Origin of the sequence: Methanosphaerula palustris E1-9c, from assembly GCF_000021965.1 — an archaeon.
GTDB classification, from domain to species: Archaea; Halobacteriota; Methanomicrobia; order Methanomicrobiales; family Methanospirillaceae; genus Methanosphaerula; species Methanosphaerula palustris.
Genome location: NC_011832.1, coordinates 2,675,274 through 2,692,986, shown reverse-complemented (window position 1 = coordinate 2,692,986; position 17,713 = coordinate 2,675,274). Strand labels below are relative to the sequence as shown.

The 17,713-nt window shown below is 47.2% G+C and carries 17 protein-coding genes and 1 tRNA gene; 9 read left to right on the top strand and 9 right to left on the bottom strand.

Going from position 1 to position 17,713, the window contains the following annotated elements; translation table 11 throughout:
- The 3 genes from MPAL_RS12800 to lon all read left to right on the top strand — a co-directional run bounded on the left by MPAL_RS12800 (window position 1) and on the right by lon (window position 3,793).
- The gene (locus tag MPAL_RS12800; protein WP_012619150.1) at window positions 1-750 is read left to right on the top strand and encodes an ABC transporter permease; all 750 of its coding nucleotides are present in this window, start codon (window positions 1-3) and stop codon (window positions 748-750) included.
- 183 nt (window positions 751-933) lie between these two features.
- Window positions 934-1,353, top strand: a complete 420-nt coding sequence (locus tag MPAL_RS12795; RefSeq protein ID WP_012619149.1) for a MarR family winged helix-turn-helix transcriptional regulator — start codon at window positions 934-936, stop codon at window positions 1,351-1,353.
- Window positions 1,354-1,408: 55 nt separating this feature from the next.
- Complete coding sequence (gene lon / locus MPAL_RS12790) at window positions 1,409-3,793, top strand: endopeptidase La (RefSeq protein ID WP_012619148.1); 2,385 nt, start codon at window positions 1,409-1,411, stop codon at window positions 3,791-3,793.
- A gap of 129 nt (window positions 3,794-3,922) precedes the next feature.
- Here lon and MPAL_RS12785 read toward each other — a convergent pair whose 3' ends face one another.
- A complete protein-coding gene (locus MPAL_RS12785) occupies window positions 3,923-4,441 on the bottom strand; it encodes a type 1 glutamine amidotransferase domain-containing protein (protein ID WP_012619147.1) in 519 nt (172 codons plus the stop codon).
- A gap of 317 nt (window positions 4,442-4,758) precedes the next feature.
- Window positions 4,759-4,896, bottom strand: a complete 138-nt coding sequence (locus tag MPAL_RS17125) for a hypothetical protein (protein WP_236610395.1) — start codon at window positions 4,894-4,896, stop codon at window positions 4,759-4,761.
- Between MPAL_RS17125 and MPAL_RS17120 the strand changes: the two genes are divergently transcribed.
- On the top strand, window positions 4,895-5,341 hold the full coding sequence (locus MPAL_RS17120; RefSeq protein WP_330217450.1) for a cache domain-containing protein: 447 nt from the start codon (window positions 4,895-4,897) through the stop codon (window positions 5,339-5,341). The genes MPAL_RS17125 and MPAL_RS17120 overlap by 2 nt on opposite strands.
- A 201-nt stretch (window positions 5,342-5,542) precedes the next feature.
- On the opposite strand, the gene MPAL_RS12775 is transcribed toward MPAL_RS17120, so the two are convergent.
- The gene (locus MPAL_RS12775; RefSeq protein ID WP_012619146.1) at window positions 5,543-5,983 is read right to left on the bottom strand and encodes a C-GCAxxG-C-C family protein; all 441 of its coding nucleotides are present in this window, start codon (window positions 5,981-5,983) and stop codon (window positions 5,543-5,545) included.
- 337 nt (window positions 5,984-6,320) lie between these two features.
- Complete coding sequence (locus MPAL_RS12770) at window positions 6,321-6,506, bottom strand: hypothetical protein (protein ID WP_048145409.1); 186 nt, start codon at window positions 6,504-6,506, stop codon at window positions 6,321-6,323.
- A 232-nt stretch (window positions 6,507-6,738) separates the two neighbouring features.
- Between MPAL_RS12770 and MPAL_RS14820 the strand changes: the two genes are divergently transcribed.
- Together MPAL_RS14820 and MPAL_RS12760 are read left to right on the top strand one after the other, a co-directional pair.
- Window positions 6,739-9,273 carry a PAS domain S-box protein gene (locus tag MPAL_RS14820; protein ID WP_012619145.1) on the top strand — a complete coding sequence of 845 codons (2,535 nt, stop codon included), beginning with the start codon at window positions 6,739-6,741 and terminating at the stop codon, window positions 9,271-9,273.
- Between the two features lies 1 nt (window position 9,274).
- The gene (locus tag MPAL_RS12760) at window positions 9,275-10,375 is read left to right on the top strand and encodes a site-specific integrase (protein WP_012619144.1); all 1,101 of its coding nucleotides are present in this window, start codon (window positions 9,275-9,277) and stop codon (window positions 10,373-10,375) included.
- Between the two features lie 176 nt (window positions 10,376-10,551).
- Here MPAL_RS12760 and MPAL_RS12755 read toward each other — a convergent pair whose 3' ends face one another.
- Window positions 10,552-10,875 (bottom strand): hypothetical protein, encoded by a 324-nt coding sequence (locus tag MPAL_RS12755; RefSeq protein WP_158303685.1) that lies wholly within the window; start codon window positions 10,873-10,875, stop codon window positions 10,552-10,554.
- A gap of 271 nt (window positions 10,876-11,146) precedes the next feature.
- Between MPAL_RS12755 and MPAL_RS15995 the strand changes: the two genes are divergently transcribed.
- Window positions 11,147-11,944 (top strand): hypothetical protein, encoded by a 798-nt coding sequence (locus MPAL_RS15995; RefSeq protein WP_012619143.1) that lies wholly within the window; start codon window positions 11,147-11,149, stop codon window positions 11,942-11,944.
- 285 nt (window positions 11,945-12,229) lie between these two features.
- Here the strand turns inward: MPAL_RS15995 and MPAL_RS12735 are convergent, their stop codons facing one another.
- Together MPAL_RS12735 and MPAL_RS17655 are read right to left on the bottom strand one after the other, a co-directional pair.
- Window positions 12,230-13,753 carry a DNA primase family protein gene (locus tag MPAL_RS12735; protein ID WP_012619142.1) on the bottom strand — a complete coding sequence of 508 codons (1,524 nt, stop codon included), beginning with the start codon at window positions 13,751-13,753 and terminating at the stop codon, window positions 12,230-12,232.
- A 22-nt stretch (window positions 13,754-13,775) separates the two neighbouring features.
- Entirely contained in the window at window positions 13,776-13,970 is a 195-nt protein-coding gene (locus MPAL_RS17655; protein ID WP_012619141.1) for a helix-turn-helix domain-containing protein, read from the bottom strand.
- A 233-nt stretch (window positions 13,971-14,203) separates the two neighbouring features.
- Between MPAL_RS17655 and MPAL_RS12725 the strand changes: the two genes are divergently transcribed.
- A complete protein-coding gene (locus MPAL_RS12725; RefSeq protein WP_012619140.1) occupies window positions 14,204-14,788 on the top strand; it encodes a recombinase family protein in 585 nt (194 codons plus the stop codon).
- Between the two features lie 167 nt (window positions 14,789-14,955).
- A complete protein-coding gene (locus MPAL_RS15990; RefSeq protein WP_012619139.1) occupies window positions 14,956-16,191 on the top strand; it encodes a zinc ribbon domain-containing protein in 1,236 nt (411 codons plus the stop codon).
- Between the two features lie 124 nt (window positions 16,192-16,315).
- Here MPAL_RS15990 and yidD read toward each other — a convergent pair whose 3' ends face one another.
- Entirely contained in the window at window positions 16,316-16,555 is a 240-nt protein-coding gene (gene yidD / locus MPAL_RS17650; protein ID WP_083767059.1) for a membrane protein insertion efficiency factor YidD, read from the bottom strand.
- Between the two features lie 1,072 nt (window positions 16,556-17,627).
- Window positions 17,628-17,702, bottom strand: a tRNA-Glu gene (locus MPAL_RS12710).
- Window positions 17,703-17,713 lie beyond the last annotated feature (11 nt).

The following is a 17,713-nucleotide window of genomic DNA, read 5'->3' as shown; positions in this document are numbered from 1 at the left end:
ATGGATATCATCTATACCATCTGGCTCCGGAACATGAAGCGGTACGTTCGCTCAAAGAGCCGAATCATCGGCAGTATCAGCATGCCGCTCTTCTTCCTCCTCTTCCTCGGCTTCGGCCTGAACTCCGTGGTGCAGTTGCCTGGGATGAACGGCGACTATATGGGATTTCTGATCCCGGGGATGGTCGCGATGAGCGTGATGTTCACCTCTGTCTTCTCCGGCATCCAGGTCATCTGGGATAAGCAGTTCGGCTTTCTGAAGGAGACCCTCGTCGCACCGGTCTCACGGCTGGAGATCATGCTGGGCCAGACCGCCGGCGGGGCGTCGACCGCCGTCCTGCAGGGATTCATCATCCTCGTCCTCTCCCTCTTCATCGGGCTTCACCTCTCAAACCCGCTCGGATTCCTGGTCGCACTCGTCTTTATGGTGCTGATCGGCATCTCCTTCACGGCCTTTGGTATCGCCATCGCGTCGAGGATGGAGGATATGACCGGTTTCCAGCTGATCATGAACTTCGTCATCTTCCCGATATTCGGGCTATCAGGGGCGCTCTTCCCGATCAGTTCGCTCCCCTCATGGATAACGCCGATCATCCTCATCGATCCCCTGACCTATGGTGTGGAAGGGATCCGGTACGGCCTGACCGGGGTGTCCCAGATCAACCCGGTGGTCTGTCTTGCGGTGATCGGTGGTTTCTCCCTGGTCATGACGGTGATCGGAGCGTTCCTCTTCCGGAAGATCAAAATATAACCAAGAGAAAAGATCGGTTAACCGAGTCTTCTTCTCCCTTTTTCTCTGAGCACTGAAGTCAGATGATCCCTCTTTTTCGGGGAAATAACTTCGAGAACATGATAAAGGAGATCAGCACTGAACAGAGATCCCTTACCGTCACCTTTATAATTAGGTAAAACCTAACTAACTGAGGATCAGAGTATGGTGGAGAGAGAAGAGCATCTGCTTGAAGTATTTGAAAACCTACACCGAATGAGGAACGAATGCTCCTGCTCTATCTTCTCCGAATGCGGACTGTCAGATATAACGGTGAAACAGATCGCCTATCTGAAAGTCATCGATGAACAGGGGGATGTCACCTTCAGCAGGCTTGCTGAGATCACGAGGAACTCAAAACCCACGATCACCGAGATGATCAACAAATTCGTCCGGATGGAGTGTGTGTACCGGGAATCCTGCCCGAGTGACGGCAGGATCCTGTACATCCGTCTGACCGACAAAGGACGGAAGATTGCCGAGGCCGAGCAGAACGCACTGCGCCGGATGATTGAACGGCTGGTGCATTCGCTGGATGAACACGAACAGGAACTCCTGATAGAGATCCTGCGGAAGGTCAGGTAATTTTTTTTTCCTGCCAATTAGTTAGGTAAACTAAAACTAAATGAATGAGGAAATCATGCACTCAGAAAGAACTGATGATACATTAGAAAAACCGGTCATACCCCTCTTTGAGATCGTCGTCTACCCGGACAGCCGGACAAAATTCCCGGTCGACCGGGCCACCGGAGACCTCCTGCAAAAAGCAATGAAGGACGAACAGGTCGCGTATGCAGTTGGGCTGACCGTGAAGAGCGGCATATCCCCTGCAGAAGTGAACACCGATTCGCTGTATACGATCGGCAACCTGTTCCGGGTCCTGCATATGCAGCCAGCTGAGGACGGGTACCTGGTCTGTGCCCAGGTCGTCCACCGGGTGAATGTTCATTCCCTGTCAGAGAGAGACGGGCGGTTCTACGCCATCTACGAACTGGTCTCCAATCGCTTGGATCTCGAAGAGGATCAAAAAGACCAGATCCTGGCGGAGATAAAATCCACGATCCACGAGATCAGCAGCCACTTCAACGGCTCTGAACAGTTCGTTCAGCCGATCGACCGGATGGACTCCATCGACCAGATCATCGGTTTCGTCATGCCCTTCATACCGGTCGGCCTCGCCGAGAAGCAGGCACTCTTAGAGATCGTCTCGGTCCGGGAGAGGTACGTCACGTTCCTTGAGATCCTGGTTCGGGCGCGGGAGGAGATCGCCATCCGGATCGAGATGGCCAAAAAGGTCTCCGAACGGGTGAACAGATCGAACCGGGAGGCGATGCTGCGTGAGCAGATGAAGGTCATTCAGGAGGAACTGGGCGAGAGTGACGGTGCCGGCGGTGATGGAAACTATCGGGACCGGATCGAGAAGGCACGGATGCCGGATGATGTGCGCAAAAAGGCACTGACCGAGGTGAAGAAACTGGAGACCGGTGGTAGCCAGAACCATGAGAGTTCCATCATCCGGAATTACCTCGACCTCCTGCTCGACCTCCCCTGGGTCACCGAGGAGAAGAAGAGCATCGATATCGGCGAGGCTCGCCGCGTCCTCGAGAGCCACCATAACGGCCTCGAGAAGGTGAAAGAGCGGATCATCCAGCACCTCGCGGTGATGAAACTGAAGCATGAGAAGCAGGGCTCGATCCTCCTCTTCGCCGGCTCGCCCGGTACTGGCAAGACGAGCCTCGGGAAGAGCATCGCCGAGGCGCTCGGACGGAAGTACATCAGGATCAGCCTCGGCGGGATCAAGGACGAGGCCGAGATCCGGGGACATCGGAGGACCTATGTCGGGGCGCTGCCCGGGAGAATCATCCAGGGTATGAAGAAAGCCGGCACGAAGAATCCAGTCTTCATTCTGGACGAGATCGACAAGTTGGCATCGTCCTACGCCGGCGACCCGGCGAGTGCTCTGCTCGAGGTCCTCGACCCGGAACAGAACAACTCGTTCTCGGACCACTACCTGGAGGTTCCGTATGATCTCTCGGATGTTCTCTTCATCGCCACGGCCAACTCCCTCGCCACCATCCCTCCACCCCTGCTCGACAGGATGGAACTGATCGAGATCTCGGGCTACACCAAGAACGAGAAGTTCGCCATCGCAAAAGATCATCTGATCCCCGAGACCCTGAAGGAGCACGGTCTCGATGCCGATATGCTCCAGATCGACGACGAAGCTCTGAAGGTGATCATCGAAAAGTACACCCGTGAGGCGGGTGTCCGATGGCTCGGGAAACAACTGGCGAAGACCGCACGGTACGTCTCCGAGAAGATCGTCTCCGGCACCGCCGAACTGCCGTTCATCGTGACGGTGGACAATCTCCAGGAGATCCTCGGAAAGGAGATCATCCGGCAGGAGGTGGCTCGCAAGGAACCGGTCCCGGGTGTCGTGACCGGTCTGGCATGGACGCCGGTCGGCGGGGAGATCCTCTTCATCGAGGGGACGTTCATGCCCGGCACCGGCAAGCTCACCCTCACCGGTCAGCTTGGGGACGTGATGAAGGAGTCGGCGACGATCTCGCTCAGCCTCATACGCTCACGGCTGGCGAACACGCAGAACGGGTTCAACTTCATGACGAGCGACATCCACGTCCACGTGCCATCGGGGGCAACGCCGAAGGACGGGCCGTCTGCGGGGGTGACCCTCTTCACGGCCCTCTCGTCCCTGATCACTGGCAGGACGGTCGACCCGAACCTGGCCATGACCGGTGAGATCACCCTGAGCGGGGCGGTGCTGCCAGTCGGCGGGATCAAGGAGAAGATCCTGGCCGCACACCGGGCAGGGATCAGGAAGGTGATCCTGCCGAAGGAGAACGAGCGGGATCTTGCGGACGTCCCTGAGGATGTCCGGAGCGAACTGGCCTTCGTGCCGGTGGAGACCGTCGAGGAGGTGCTGCGGGAGGCGCTCGGTATCGAACTCCCCCGGACGGTTGTGCTCCACCCCGGAAACAGTTTCGCCCCGATAGAGAACCTGTAAAGGTCTTCTGAAGATCCAGGGACCCGGAACCGAGGCAGAGAGGACGGGCCGGGATCTCCGGGGCGGATTGGGGGACTTCCCTCAAGCCACCGGATCCCACCCGGTTTCATGTCGAACCAGATACGGGGATCACCCCTGCTTTGCAAGCATCGCGAGTGCTTCGCGGATGAATGCAGGGATGTCTGCCGGCTTCCTACTTGAGACGAGGTTGTTGTCGACGACCACCTCCTCATCAACGTATTCTGCGCCGGCGTTCTTGATATCCTGCACGATCGACATCCAACCGGTCAGGCGCCGGCCTTTCAGCACCTGCGCCGTGATGAGGAGTTGGGGTGCATGGCAGATCGCAAAGACCGGCTTGTTGCCGGTAAAGAACTCCTTCACGAACCGGACCGCGTCGGGGTCGATCCGGAGTCTGTCAGGGGAGTAACCCCCCGGGATGAAGAGGGCGTCAAAGTCATCTGCCGGGAGATCATGAACCGCCCTGTCGATCATTGCGACGGCCCCATGCTCTCCTTTCACGATCGATCCTGCACTGAGCCCCACAAGGATGAGTTCGTGCCCTGCTTTTCGAAACGCCTCCGCGGGCTGCTGGTATTCCACATCCTCGAACATATCAGTGATTATTACCGCAATTCTGCTCATCATTTCACCAAACCTGTTCCGATCCATGGAGACCAGAACAGGTGAACGGGTGTTCTTTCAGGCATATAAAGACATCAATCGGATTCATCTGTTCCTGCTCAACAGACCGTGATCAGAGTCGCCCGGGTCCCCGTGCGGGTCACACAGCGTCAATCCCCCTGTTCACTGGGCGATGATAGGATCCATAATTTGTATCCCCGGCGGATCTTTCACTCTCCTGTCCAATTTTTTCTAACCCGTTGGACCGGCTCTTGTAAGTGTCTGGATGAAACCCGCCTGTTTATAATATCAGGAATACTTCATCTCACGTATGAAAGAAGTCACTTTCGTTTTTGATCCTGCTCGTCATCAGCGCATCCCTCCTTATCGCCGGCTGCGTCCAGAACCAGCCCGTAGTCAACCACCCCGACAACCACCACACTGCCGGCGGGAACCACTCCCCTGTAGCAGGGGAACATCACCTCAAATGCCTCGCTCGTCTCCTTTGTCGACAGCGCCGTCGCCTATGTAAAGACCAACGGCAGGGAGAAGGCCCTGGCAGAATTCAACAACCCGAACGGTTCGTTCATCAAAGGCGAACTCTACATCTATGCCTATGACTTCAACGGCACCACCCTGGCCCTCCCGTTCAACCCAGAGAAGATCGGCATCAACCGTATGAATGAGATCGACCCACAGGGAGAATTCTTCATCTGGAACATGAGCGACGCGGCCAGGAACGGAAGCGGTTATTCCTGGTATTATTACGCCAACTCCGCCCAGAACAATACGGTCGAAGCGAAGCTCGGGTATGTAGAGAAGGTGGACGACGACTGGTTCCTCGGCTCCTGTGTTTACAGCGGGCCGGCAGTGACGGTCACCACGAATGGTCTGAATGCGACAAAGGCCAGGAATCAGCCATAACCTTTTTTCCTATCTCCCCAGCAACTGCCTGGTCCGGCTGGTAACGTCGCCAGCGTCAGGGGAAACGGTGATGAAAGGTGGGAAAAAAGTCAATTATTTCTGGTATAGTGAAGTTAATTAAATTCCAGATTCGTTGAAACCATTGAATATAGGCATCTGCACCCTTAGCCGAAACGGATCGAAATCCCGGAGTCCATCCCATCACTCGTTCAGAATACGCTCGAGGACGGTCACGGCATCCTCTACCAACCCAGGGCATATTCGGGCGGCGACCTTCTTCTCCAGAGCCTCTTTGAACTGCACCGGGTCAGCCATATCATGCCCGAGGAGGTCCGGACAGGCGATCGATCCGTTCTTCGTCGTATAGTCCCTGATGAACTGCTGAACGAGGGCATAGGTCCTCTCCCGTGCGGCAGTATCATCCGGCCGGGTCGTGCCCCGTTTCATACCGATGACCATGATGGCGCCGGCTACCGCACCGCAGATGTTCCCCATCCGTGCAATGCCGCCCCCGAATCCGCAGGCAACCCTGTTCGCGACATCCCGGTCCAGCCCCAGTTCCTCTGAATAACAGGAGAGCACCGCCTGTGAGCAGGAGAAACCCCTCTTGAATGAGGTGACCGCCTCGTCTGCTTTTGCCATACCATAGTTTTCGATCGATCACTGTATCACGTTTTGCCAATCCGATCCCGGGAATGTTCCACTGCAGAACCCAACCGGCTTCCGGTACCGCCAGCGAACCGCCATCTCCCATAATGATCCCTCCCTCCTCTGTTTGAGCACCGTCAGCCGGGGAGAGAACCCTAACCGCTCGTAAATCCCGAAGCCTCCTCGTTCCCCTCCCCGGCAGAGACCCGGTTCCTGATCGAACCGTTTGTGTCGAGCCAGGAGAGGGCGAGGGTCATCGGGGTCGACTCGATCCCCTGCTCCCGGTACCCCTCCTCGACAAGGATCGACTCGACTCCCCCTCTATCTCTGCCTAGAGAGAACTTACACAGGAGCCGACGTACCGCCCTGCTTCGGGGTTGAAGGCGAGGTCCACCCGTAGAGAGCCGGCGGCCGTGATCCTCGTGAAGTACGCCTTCCGGTCCTCGAAGGTCTGCTCGTGGAAATGGCGCCGGAACACGGTCGACCGACTCAGGTGATGGCTGTTCAGCTGGTTCAAGAACAGCCGGATCAGGTCGAGTCCCGTTCATCTGTCACCCGGTATTCCATGGAAGGCATCGCTGGATTGGAATGGGTGGCGATGGGGGAAAAAGCGATTACCCTGAACAGAACTGGAGAGGAGGGAGGACTATGATCTGATCGTTTCTGTCATATTTCGAACTGTTCAGATCTAAATAATTATTAAGCCATTCTGGAAATTATACATATCATTCGTTCGGAGTGGCGCAGACATGGACTTCTTATTCTTCGATGAGTTACAGAAAAAAAATCTTGTTCCAGCCCTCATCGTCGCAAGTTCCATTGCATCCTTCCTCCTGATTGTGTATGGGCTCAGGCTTGGTATCACCTATGTGCTCCCGCACCTGCTCTACATCCCAATCATCCTGACCGCCTACTACTATCCGCGACGCGGTCTTCTCTTCGCCGCTCTCCTCTCTGCCAGTTATTGTGCAGTCTCATTCTTCGTCGTCACCCCGGCAGCCGTTGAAATACTCTCCGCGATCATACGTGCCGGCGTATTCCTCGTGGTCGCTGGGGTGGTATCATTCCTGAGCGGACAAATGCATCACGACACCCAGATCTGCCGCCGGCTCGTTTCGGTGGTCAGATCCTCAGGTGATGCGATCATCGGTAAAACCCCTGAGGGCTTTGTCTCCGACTGGAATGCCGGCGCTGAACGGTTGTATGGATATACGTCAGACGAAATGAAAGGCAATTCGATCTTCCGTCTCATTCCCCCCGAATTGAAGGAAGAACATCACCTGATGCTCGAAATGATCCTGCAGGGGGAGATGGTCGAACATGTCGAGACCGAACGAATCACCAGAGACGGTCAACGTATACAAGTCTCCCTCTCGCTCTCTCCGATCCGGAGCAATGCCGGGGGGATCATCGGGATATCAGAGCTCGCCCATGACATCACCGAGCGGCAGCAGCTCCAGAACGAGATCCTGAACGCGAAGGACCGGTGGGAACGGACCTTCGACGCGGTCCCGGATATGATCGCCATCATCGACGATCATTTTCGGATCGTCCAGGTGAACAGAGCGATGGCCGACCATCTGGGAGTTTCACCAAACGAGACGGTGGGGCTGACCTGCTATGAAGTCGTTCATCACACCGGTACACCACCGGCCACCTGCCTGCACAAAAAACTCCTCCTGGACGGCCAGTACCATTCGACAGATATCCGTGAAGAAACATTAAACGGGGACTTTGTCCTGACCGTATCCCCCATCCGGGACCCTTCTGGCACAATCCTCGGAAGTGTTCATATCCTCCGGGATATCTCTGAGAGGAAACTAGCAGAGAAACAGGTGCAGGAGAGCGAGAAGAAATACCGGTCGATTTTCAATTCCTTCCCTGACCTCTACTATCAGACCGACCAAAATGGCATCATCACCATCCTCTCCCCTTCGGTCAAGAGACTCGCCGGATGGGCACCGGAGGATCTGATCGGTCACCCGGTCTACGAATTATATCCCTTCCCTGAAGAGAGGGCCGGCCTGCTTGAGACACTGAGATGCACCGGTGAGGTCCAGGGATACGAGATCACCCTCAAGCACAGGGACGGCTGCACTATCCCGGCATCGGTCAGCTGCCACCAGATCTATGATGATGCTGGAGAGTTGGCTGCTATCGAAGGGACGATCAGGGATATCACCCAGCGCAAACAGGGTGAAGCCGCATTCCGCCAGTTGAGTGCGGATCACAGGGCGATCATCGAGCATACGCCGGCCATGATCTGGTACAAGGATACGAAGAATACTTTCATCAGGATCAACCCGGCTGGTGCACAGGCGTTTGGGATACCCATCGAAGAGATTGAAGGCAAAAACGCCGCGGAACTCTTTCCGGACCTGGCAGAAAAATATTACCTGGATGACTTGGAGGTGATCGCCTCAGGCAGATCAAAGATCGGCATCATCGAATCGATGACCACCGCAAGCGGAGAACATCTCTGGATCCAGATCGACAAGATCCTGCTCAGGAACGAGGAGGGAACGATCTCTGGAATCCTTCTGGTTGCCATGGATATCACCGAGCGCAAACAGGCAGAGGATGCACTGGCGCTGGCGAGCAAAAAATTGAACCTTCTATCGAGTGTCACCCGACACGACATGTTGAACCAGCTCACTGCACTCAAGGGGTATATCGATCTCTCCGAGGAAGAACCGGATGAGGAGATGCGGGCGAAGTTCATCAGGAATGAAGGAATAATTGCAGATTCTCTCGAAAGGCAGATCACCTTCACCGGTGAGTATCAGGACCTCGGCGTGAACGCCCCGACATGGCAGAACGTACTGGCGAGCGTGGAGAAAGCAGTAACTCTGTTGCCCATGAGGGAGGTGACCGTAAAGAAGGATTGTGCCGATTGCGAGATCTTCGCCGATCTCCTCTTTGAGAAGGTCTTCTACAATCTCATCGACAACGCCCTCAGATATGGCGGCGAATCGATGACAACCATCCGGATCTCATCCCATGAATCAGGGGGGCATCTCATCCTGGTCTGCGAGGATGACGGGAAAGGGATCTCTGCAGACGACAAAAAACGCCTCTTCACCCGGGGGTTTGGGAAGCACACCGGCCTTGGTCTCTTTCTCAGTCAGGAGATCCTCTCCATCACCGGGATCACAATCACCGAAACTGGCGAGTTAGGGAAGGGCGCACGGTTTGAGATCACGGTACCGAAGGGAGCCTATCTACCGATTCACCGATATACAGGCAGTATCTCTAGAGTAGTCGACAGTCCGATCGTGCCATGACGTGAGAGATAAAGAACGCGCGACGTCCCGGAGAAGAGAAGGAATACTTATCTACAGACTGAATAAAGAAATAACCAAAAACGGATGCTGCTACTGGGATTCGAACCCAGGTCGAAGGAGTGAGAGCATAAATCTAACCAATGATTTTCTTCCCTCCTCTCATATTCCGAATAATGGTGATACCCCAGTTTTTACAGAAGACGAACTATATAATTTTGTAGACCAGATCAACATCGAGCGCGCTATTACAACACAACAGACCAATACACGCTTTGCGAGAGACTTTATTTATCCCTGCACACAAGGTGTGATTAACAACGCTACGACCAGTGCTGTGATTGATAAGATCACCACCACATACTCAACCTATAGTAGCCGTCATAAAGGGTTAGGATTCTTCAAACGCTACCTGAACTATTTAAACGACACGAAAGATGGGATAAATCTCAAACCTTTTTTACGGCAGATCGATTTGGTTAGATTAAAAAAGCCGAAACAGATCAACCGGGATATTATGTTTGATGGAGATATTCGTAATCTCATCAGCCATATTCAGAACGGAAAGGATTGTATAACAGACCCAAATATTGCAATTGCCCTCGTATATTTCATGTCATATACAGGTATGCGTGAGGCAACATGCGACAGGTTAACAGTAAAACACATCAAAGATGCCTTATCTCTCTCCCCTAATCCTTGTATCTATGTAGAGTCTGATATTGATAAAACTGAAACAGAACATTACGTACCAATTCACCCGCAACTAATACCAATTCTAAATGAGTTGATCAAAGGCAAAGATGATAATGATACAATATTTGATTCAGAAAAGATAGCGACCTATTTAAAGAACCATCGGCTACACCAAATAAATATTCCTACCAAGTACATTCTCGTGAAGCATTTACGAAAGTATTTCATCCAGAAATCAACCGCAATCGGCCTCAATAACGATTATCGAGATTATATTGTCAGTAATCAGATGAATTCGGTACAGTGGCGGCATTATAAGAACTTCACTTATCAGCAGATTTATGAAGCATATATACAAGCATGGGGGCCAATTGAATTTGAGGATAACGAGAAGAAAACACTTAATTGAGTCAATTAGGTATCTTCACCTCCGATGGCAGCAAGCCATCCAGATATCTTTATCTTACTCGTAACCACGCTTCTCGCGGGATGTTTACATCACCTCCCCATCCAATAGAACGTTTTATTTTTTTTAACCGGACCTCTGCCTGAGATAATCGATGCATTAGATCATTTGACTTCGTTCTAGGCATTATTAGCAGCCTCGTTTGCTCGTCTTTCTGCCCATATTTCTGCCCATCTCTCTTCCTTTATATCATGCGTTACATCATCGATTTGTGTAATCAACCGCTCGATTTCTTCAACTCTTGATGTAATTTCCTGGTGTTCCTGATGGATGATATACAACTCCAAAACCTTGATGGCCTGACGTATCCTGGCCAATTTCTCCCTGGCATAATTGGAATTATATGGTTCTTCCATTGGGGCAATACATTCATTAACTAATTGGACCATCAATTTATTTGCTGATTCCTTCGTTAATGATTTTATTGGTAAAATGGACGTCATATTGAGTATTAAATTGGTTTTATTTCTATATATTATTATTTGATTATAAATATACTTAGTAATGGATATTTCCGGGATAGTGGCTATAAGAGATCAGATAACACTTCCCGATGAACAGAATACCATTGTTTGACTCTACCCATCCGAGGTTCAGTTTTTCATGAGGTCCGATGATCTATTATTACGAGATTCTGGTTCTGAAGAAAGAGATGAACGACTCTTGGAGAATTTTCTGATTAGGATATTCGTTATGGAAGCATAGGAGCGGATAATGTCAGATATTGATTATATTAATAGAGAAATTGATGAACTAGAACGATTGGCCTGTAAAACTGAAGAAGCAGCAAGAAAACTGCTGTATGAAACTCCATTATCACATATTACCCATCCATATGGAGATTTTGGTGATCAATCATATTATATCTGGCAAAGAGTTGACGATGATCAAAAAGAAAATCAACGAATTGCAATTCGAGATTATGAAAGATATTACTCCGTGGGGCTGCATTTTATCAAGGAATTTCGTCCTGAAAAAGAGAGGGAATTCTCAGAATGCTATGAATCTGGAGGACGTACGCCGTTTCAACCGGGAATTATGGATTATCTCAAATTCCGTCACTCTCAAGAGGCAGAAAGTAAGGTAAAAATTATTGATGAATTCGTTAATCGATTTGAAATTCAAAGAAGTATCTTATATTCAGTACCTTATGTTGCAAAAATAAGTGAGCATAAATTACGAGATATAATATCTGGGGATTATATCGAAAGGGAAATTGAACAATCCGAATATTTATACGAAAAAGGTTTTGAAAGAGCAGCCGGAGCATTAGCGGGCGTTGCATTAGAGCAATATCTCAGAACACAATGTGATAAAAATCAAATCGATTACAACAAGAAGGAAACAATGGTTCCTTTGGTTCAAAAACTCTATGATGAAAATAAAATCGATCTTATCTTGAAGAAAAAAATTGAACATCTGGCGAGTATTCGAAATTTCTGTGATCATCCCTTTGAGGTCAATAAAGGGCAAGTTAAGGAACTGATTGAAAATGTGAAAAAGATTGTTTGAATTTTCTTCATGAGGCCATTCCGAAATAAATTCTAGATCATACCCTTGATGGCAGGATGCTATCACGTCCCCCCATCTGGAGTAAAGAACGGAACAAGTTCAATTGAAATTTGGAGAAAAGACGAATATATCACTCCTTTTTCGATTTAAACCAAATATTTCACGTATATCACCTTATCTACCCTCTCTAATAAATTTTAAAATTATATTTATTATATATAAATATTAATATATGTGAAATATTGGCTTAAATTTAAAAATGGAGTGATATATATTGGTATATAATCAAGCCGCAGTCATCTCAATCTGATCAAATGTCTGTTGTTTAGCAGACTTAAACTTGACACCTTTCAGATATGCGATCTGTTCGCCTGTTGAACCCCTGCGTCTTGTTGAGACATCGAAATGCTCTGACATCCGTACACTGAAGGCTTTTTTCCCTACTTTTTTTACTTTGTTCACTGTGCAGTAATCTATGTATACGTCATAGACTAGATCAAGATCGATTTCTCCAAATTGATCTTTGACTAAATTATCTTCAAAGAAGCGATATACGGAATCGCTCTCCCTTAGGTATTGGTTCTTCATCGCTTCTGTGTCTGTGGTTATCCCTGACTTAAGGAGCGTAGGGATATGATCCACGAATACCTTTAGCAGTGCGCTTAAATTTTCCGGTTCTTTGAGCTTTTTATTAAAATCCAAGTCTACCTTGAATTGATTTGGAAATTCTATCATAACCATCCTGGAGTAAAATGCATCAGTTGTATCATTGAATACTGGGGGCTCATTCGCACCAAAGATCAATATTGCTCGGTTTTGGATTTCATAAGGCTGGCCATATTTTCGCTCTATCATAATGAAATCTTCTCCTGTTAACTGCTTGATAACTGAGGTATCCGAGATTCTTGTAGTAGGTAAATCTCCAGAAATATTTGCAATCTTTCCATCGATCTCTGCAACCCGAAATCCACCTTTATCAAAATCTTGAAGGGATAATGAAGATGTATTCTCTTTCCCAAGCATGTCTGTTAGAAGATTGAGAAGTGTTGTTTTTCCATTATTTCCACTCCTGTTGTAGATGAGGTACATCTTCTTCTGAGATTCACGGATCAAACACGAGGCTCCTAAGTTAAGCAGCATCTCATAATCTTTTGGTGCTACCAAAGTCCTGAGATATTTTTTAATAAATATGCAATCCACTTCAGGAAGATACTCAGCATTTATCATATATGTGAAGCCGTATGCAGGTGAACGAGGAACAATTGTTTGAGTTAGTGGATCAAGTACACCATTCTTACATGGGATCAGATTAGCAACCAGATTGAATGGATATTTAGTAATTATATTTCGCGCCTTTATTCGAGTCTGTATTTCCCTAAACAGTTCGGCAATCTTGTTATTATTCGTATATCCCTCTGAATGAAGAAGATCCATAATTAATCCATTAATTTCTCCTTCATCTGGACGATAGGTCCCTGTTTTCTGGTCATAAATGTAAATTACATCTTTAAACGTTATAGCAGCAAAATGCTTGATAACGTAATCCATAATTGTGTCAAGATTTGGCTTCTTTGTTGATTTGTTTGGATCCGGTTGATAAGTGAATCGGGAGGGATTTTCCTTCCACGACTTTTCCCAAGTGGAAATTAAGCCATTCACGTACGTATACGGGTCGATGCTTCCCTGAAAGCCATCTTGTTCAACTGTCTTTTCATATTCCTCAGCATACTCTTGATAGGTTTTGAATAATTCCCTTAAAATCGGGGAATTTGAGGGAGTAAAATTAAAGTACTTACAAGTATAGATCATATTTGAATACCAATTTTAATCATTAGTAGATCGGAATCTGATTCACAGTCAGAAACCGTTCCACTTCTTTTTTGTTCACATAAACGGTACGTAATTTTGTCTTAAAGGACTCCATACGTCCTTCTCGAATCCAGCGATAAACTGTATGCGTTGAGCGATTCGTTAATTTCGCAATTTCTTCAATCGTGAAGAAATCCGATTTTCTTAAGGTTTTCATAATTTTTACCTCCTGATATAATTGGACGTACATGCATATATAAGTACTTGAATATAATTAACTAAATAAACTACAATATCAATATAACAACCAATTAATGCGATATTTGATGATTATATCATCATATATAAATTCTATTAATCGAACGATTGATAATAAGAATTTTTTAGGCCGAAAATTGCAAATGTTTTTATATCATGTAACACTAGTATTACTATTAAAGGTGGTTTAATATGAATTGCTCAATTGTTGGATATGCTCGGACCTCTTTGGCATCAGAAAAGATTGAGAATCAAACTCATAAGTTGCTTGAAGCCGGCATACCATCAGACTTAATCTTCACTGATGTTGGTATTAGTGGTGCAGTGCCTCCCCATCAAAGACCGGGATTTCAGAAGATGATTGAAGCCATTCAAACCGCCGGCATTACTCACATTTACACCTTTGAACTATCAAGGATAAGCCGTGATCTTACTGACACCTTGAATGTGTTACGAGACTTCGATAATATGAACGTGTGTTTACGGTCCCTTTCGCCTACTGAATCATGGCTCCAATGTGATCCTTCAATTCGTTCTCTTATCACATCTGTGATGTCCTGGTGCGCAATGAGGGAACGCGAAAATTTGGTGGAGAGAACAAAACTTGGATTGGAAAATGCAAAAAGACAAGGTAAGACATTGGGTCGGCCCTGGGTAGATATCGATATGAAGAAAGTCGCTCGTCTTCACGATGAGAAAGGAATAAAATATACTGAAATTGCTAAGAAGATGGGAATTAAGTACTCAACTCTGATGAAGCGACTTAATGACATGTAATAATTTTACAATACGTATTAGACATCTTTTTTGTTCTGAATTTTCTTGAATTGTGTTGCCTAACAAATATACCACGCCCCATTATTATCTTTCCCGCAACCTTCAAAAGATCAAATCAATGTATTTTAAAGCAATGGCAACAATGATTTTCGTTATAGGAATTAAATATGACCACTCGTATCTGCCATAAGTGTGGAAAATCTTACGATAATTTTGTTGAGTTTTGCCCATATTGCCATACAGTAAATATACTTCACCAAGATCCTCAAGAAAAGGTTAAAAAAGAACCACGAAAAGGGATAGAAGTTCTCCCCTGCCATAAGTGTGGAAAAGTCTACGATGATAATGTTGAGTTTTGCCCTTATTGCCATACAGTAAACAGAGATTATCATCCTCAAACAGAGATTAGAGCACATAAAATTAGTGCCAGTCGTGTGATCAAATTAATTTGTGTAGGAGGTATTGGGTTATTTTTTCTGGTGATGTTATACGGAGCAATTTCTCTCATTTTGTATCATCCATCCTCGCCGAGTAGCAGTTCTTTTGCGGGGAATTCCCAAGTTGTGGTAGATTCACAAACAACTGTGGCAGTAACGTCTACATCACCGACGTTGCAGGGTACGAATGACGACCAGACATTTATCAATGCCGTGGAGAGATCCGGAGCCGATCTTAATCCGATTGTTGACAAACTTTCCAATGCAATTAACGCCAACGATTATTCAACAGCCGGAACCCTGGGGTTTGACTTGTCTGCCCATGCACAATTCTGGTACAACAAGATCGACGCCATGCAAGTTTCATCGAATTATCAGGATCAGAAGTACTCATACCTCCAGGCCCTGTTAGATAAGAAGGCCAATGGTGATGACTGGGCATCGGATGCGTCCCATCAGGGTGCCAAGGTGCCTTCAACTTCCCCGACAGTGGAGATGACGTATCGGCAGACAATAACTGTGTCAACAACGTTGCAGAACACATATCAACAAACAGTAGCGGTACAGAGGACGTATCAGAGTGCTAATGACGATCAGAAATTTATTGATGCTTACATAAGTTCGGGACAAGAACTTACACCGATCATCACCGCCATTAACACTGAGTTGGGTTCCTACCATTATTCGACAGTTAAAACCCTAGGTTCAAAACTGTCCACTCGGACGCAGTTCTGGTACAACAAGATAACCCCTATACAAGTCTCATCGAATTTCCAGGAGGGGGAAGACGCATACCTCCAAGCCCTACCGGAAGTGAAAGCCTACGGCGACGCATTGGCTGATGCGATGCAATATTTCCAAGATGGAAAAGGTTCGGCATTCACATCCAAGTTGGACGAAGCAAATCAGCACCTGAAGAAGGCTACAATTTACTTGAATCTGGCAGGTGCCAAACTTCCAGTATAGGCCATCCCTCTCACCTTTTTTGATCATTACCTAGGGCCTTGTCGACATCTTTGATGTTGCGAACAGAAAATCGAAAATAGGGGCGGTGACTTCCGATTTAGCTGAATATGAGAATTTATTGTTCTTATGGAAAATCGATACAAGAATCTGTATTTTTTGGATTACATCGTTTTATACGATTATATGTCAAAACCCAACCTTTTATAAAACCATATTTACCTAATGCCATTATTGCATAATTTGAACAGGTGGGATAGAACCGGCAGATTATGTTTCGTTTTGATTTATACCGGAATCCTAAACGTCCATGCCAAATCTTTTTTATCAAGATAATTGATACGATTGTGAATGGATTATTGGTCATAAGTCATTATCTTTTCTGAGTAGTTTTTCGATCCACATGCCGGGCATGATCTTAATCTATCAATTTCACTTGTAGTGGCATCAGCATTTCTTTCATATTGGGGAGCACCAAAATTGCACATAAAACAAAGGGAAGCAGATTGCATTTGACTTCCACATTCTCCTAATACAGCGCCCGTTCTCCTGAGAGATAATGACCTCTCTCTTGAAACTAACGAATGCCAGACTTTTCCACAATGCCGGCATGTCCGTTGATATTCCTGAATTTTCACCATAAAATACCTACACAATAAAAGATGATTAATTTATAGTCACGAAATAATTATTGAAGAGGTGATCCCAAAACGGCGATTATCCCTTGATTCATGAAGCGGTTCAAACCAATCAAATTAAATTCATAATACTATTCATACAACTTTCAAATTTTGTAAAATTTTTTATGCGCAATGTAACCACCCATAAAAAACGGCCCACCCCCTTCGACTTTCCGATGAATCGGGCTTATTTTCGGATATTGAGCGCAATACCTCGTCACTATATTAATTTTATCAGATAAGTTTCCCAAAGACATAGAGAACATTGAACTGAAAATTAAAGTCAAAGTAAAGTACCTTCACGTTCGCCTGATTGAAGAGTGACAGTCCCTTTACTCTATGTTCAATGCTTGATGGCAAGAATGCGATTGTAGATGATTTACTCCTGTTTTATCTCCACCATCAGGGGTTGAAACTTTAGAGGATATCGATAGTCGTCATCTTCTTCTTATCTTACTACAATCCCATTCCATGCAGGTTGATGTTATCCAATTCAAAAAAGAAGAACCAAAAAAAGGTTACAAATACACCGTATTAAGGTTCCCAAAGAACACGCGCAATAATTTAATCGGGAAAAATGCCGGCATCGTGGACCTTGATGGTGCTTTTATCGTATTACCATTGGACAAAAAAGAATCAGTTATTACTCAAGAATCACTGAATGAGAAGATAAATACCGCGCGCCAGTCATTAGAACGACATATGGAAGTACAAACCCAAAATAAACTTACTGAAGCAGACGCATTAACCAAAAACGGATGCTGCTACTGGGATTCGAACCCAGGTCGAAGGAGTGAGAGTCCTTCATGATTGGCCGGTCTACACTATAGCAGCAGATCTTCTAA

Bases quoted from the DNA above. Each gene is read 5' to 3' on its own strand.
- MPAL_RS15995 (WP_012619143.1), top strand. From the start codon at position 11,147: ATGTCAGATATTGATTATATTAATAGAGAAATTGATGAACTAGAACGA.
- MPAL_RS12795 (WP_012619149.1), top strand. From the start codon at position 934: ATGGTGGAGAGAGAAGAGCATCTGCTTGAAGTATTTGAAAACCTACAC.
- MPAL_RS12800 (WP_012619150.1), top strand. From the start codon at position 1: ATGGATATCATCTATACCATCTGGCTCCGGAACATGAAGCGGTACGTT.
- MPAL_RS17125 (WP_236610395.1), bottom strand. From the start codon at position 4,896: ATGTTCCCCTGCTACAGGGGAGTGGTTCCCGCCGGCAGTGTGGTGGTT.
- MPAL_RS12735 (WP_012619142.1), bottom strand. From the start codon at position 13,753: ATGATCTATACTTGTAAGTACTTTAATTTTACTCCCTCAAATTCCCCG.
- MPAL_RS14820 (WP_012619145.1), top strand. From the start codon at position 6,739: ATGGACTTCTTATTCTTCGATGAGTTACAGAAAAAAAATCTTGTTCCA.
- MPAL_RS12775 (WP_012619146.1), bottom strand. From the start codon at position 5,983: ATGGCAAAAGCAGACGAGGCGGTCACCTCATTCAAGAGGGGTTTCTCC.
- MPAL_RS15990 (WP_012619139.1), top strand. From the start codon at position 14,956: ATGACCACTCGTATCTGCCATAAGTGTGGAAAATCTTACGATAATTTT.
- yidD (WP_083767059.1), bottom strand. From the start codon at position 16,555: ATGACCAATAATCCATTCACAATCGTATCAATTATCTTGATAAAAAAG.
- MPAL_RS17655 (WP_012619141.1), bottom strand. From the start codon at position 13,970: ATGAAAACCTTAAGAAAATCGGATTTCTTCACGATTGAAGAAATTGCG.
- MPAL_RS12755 (WP_158303685.1), bottom strand. From the start codon at position 10,875: ATGACGTCCATTTTACCAATAAAATCATTAACGAAGGAATCAGCAAAT.
- MPAL_RS12785 (WP_012619147.1), bottom strand. From the start codon at position 4,441: ATGATGAGCAGAATTGCGGTAATAATCACTGATATGTTCGAGGATGTG.
- MPAL_RS12725 (WP_012619140.1), top strand. From the start codon at position 14,204: ATGAATTGCTCAATTGTTGGATATGCTCGGACCTCTTTGGCATCAGAA.
- lon (WP_012619148.1), top strand. From the start codon at position 1,409: ATGCACTCAGAAAGAACTGATGATACATTAGAAAAACCGGTCATACCC.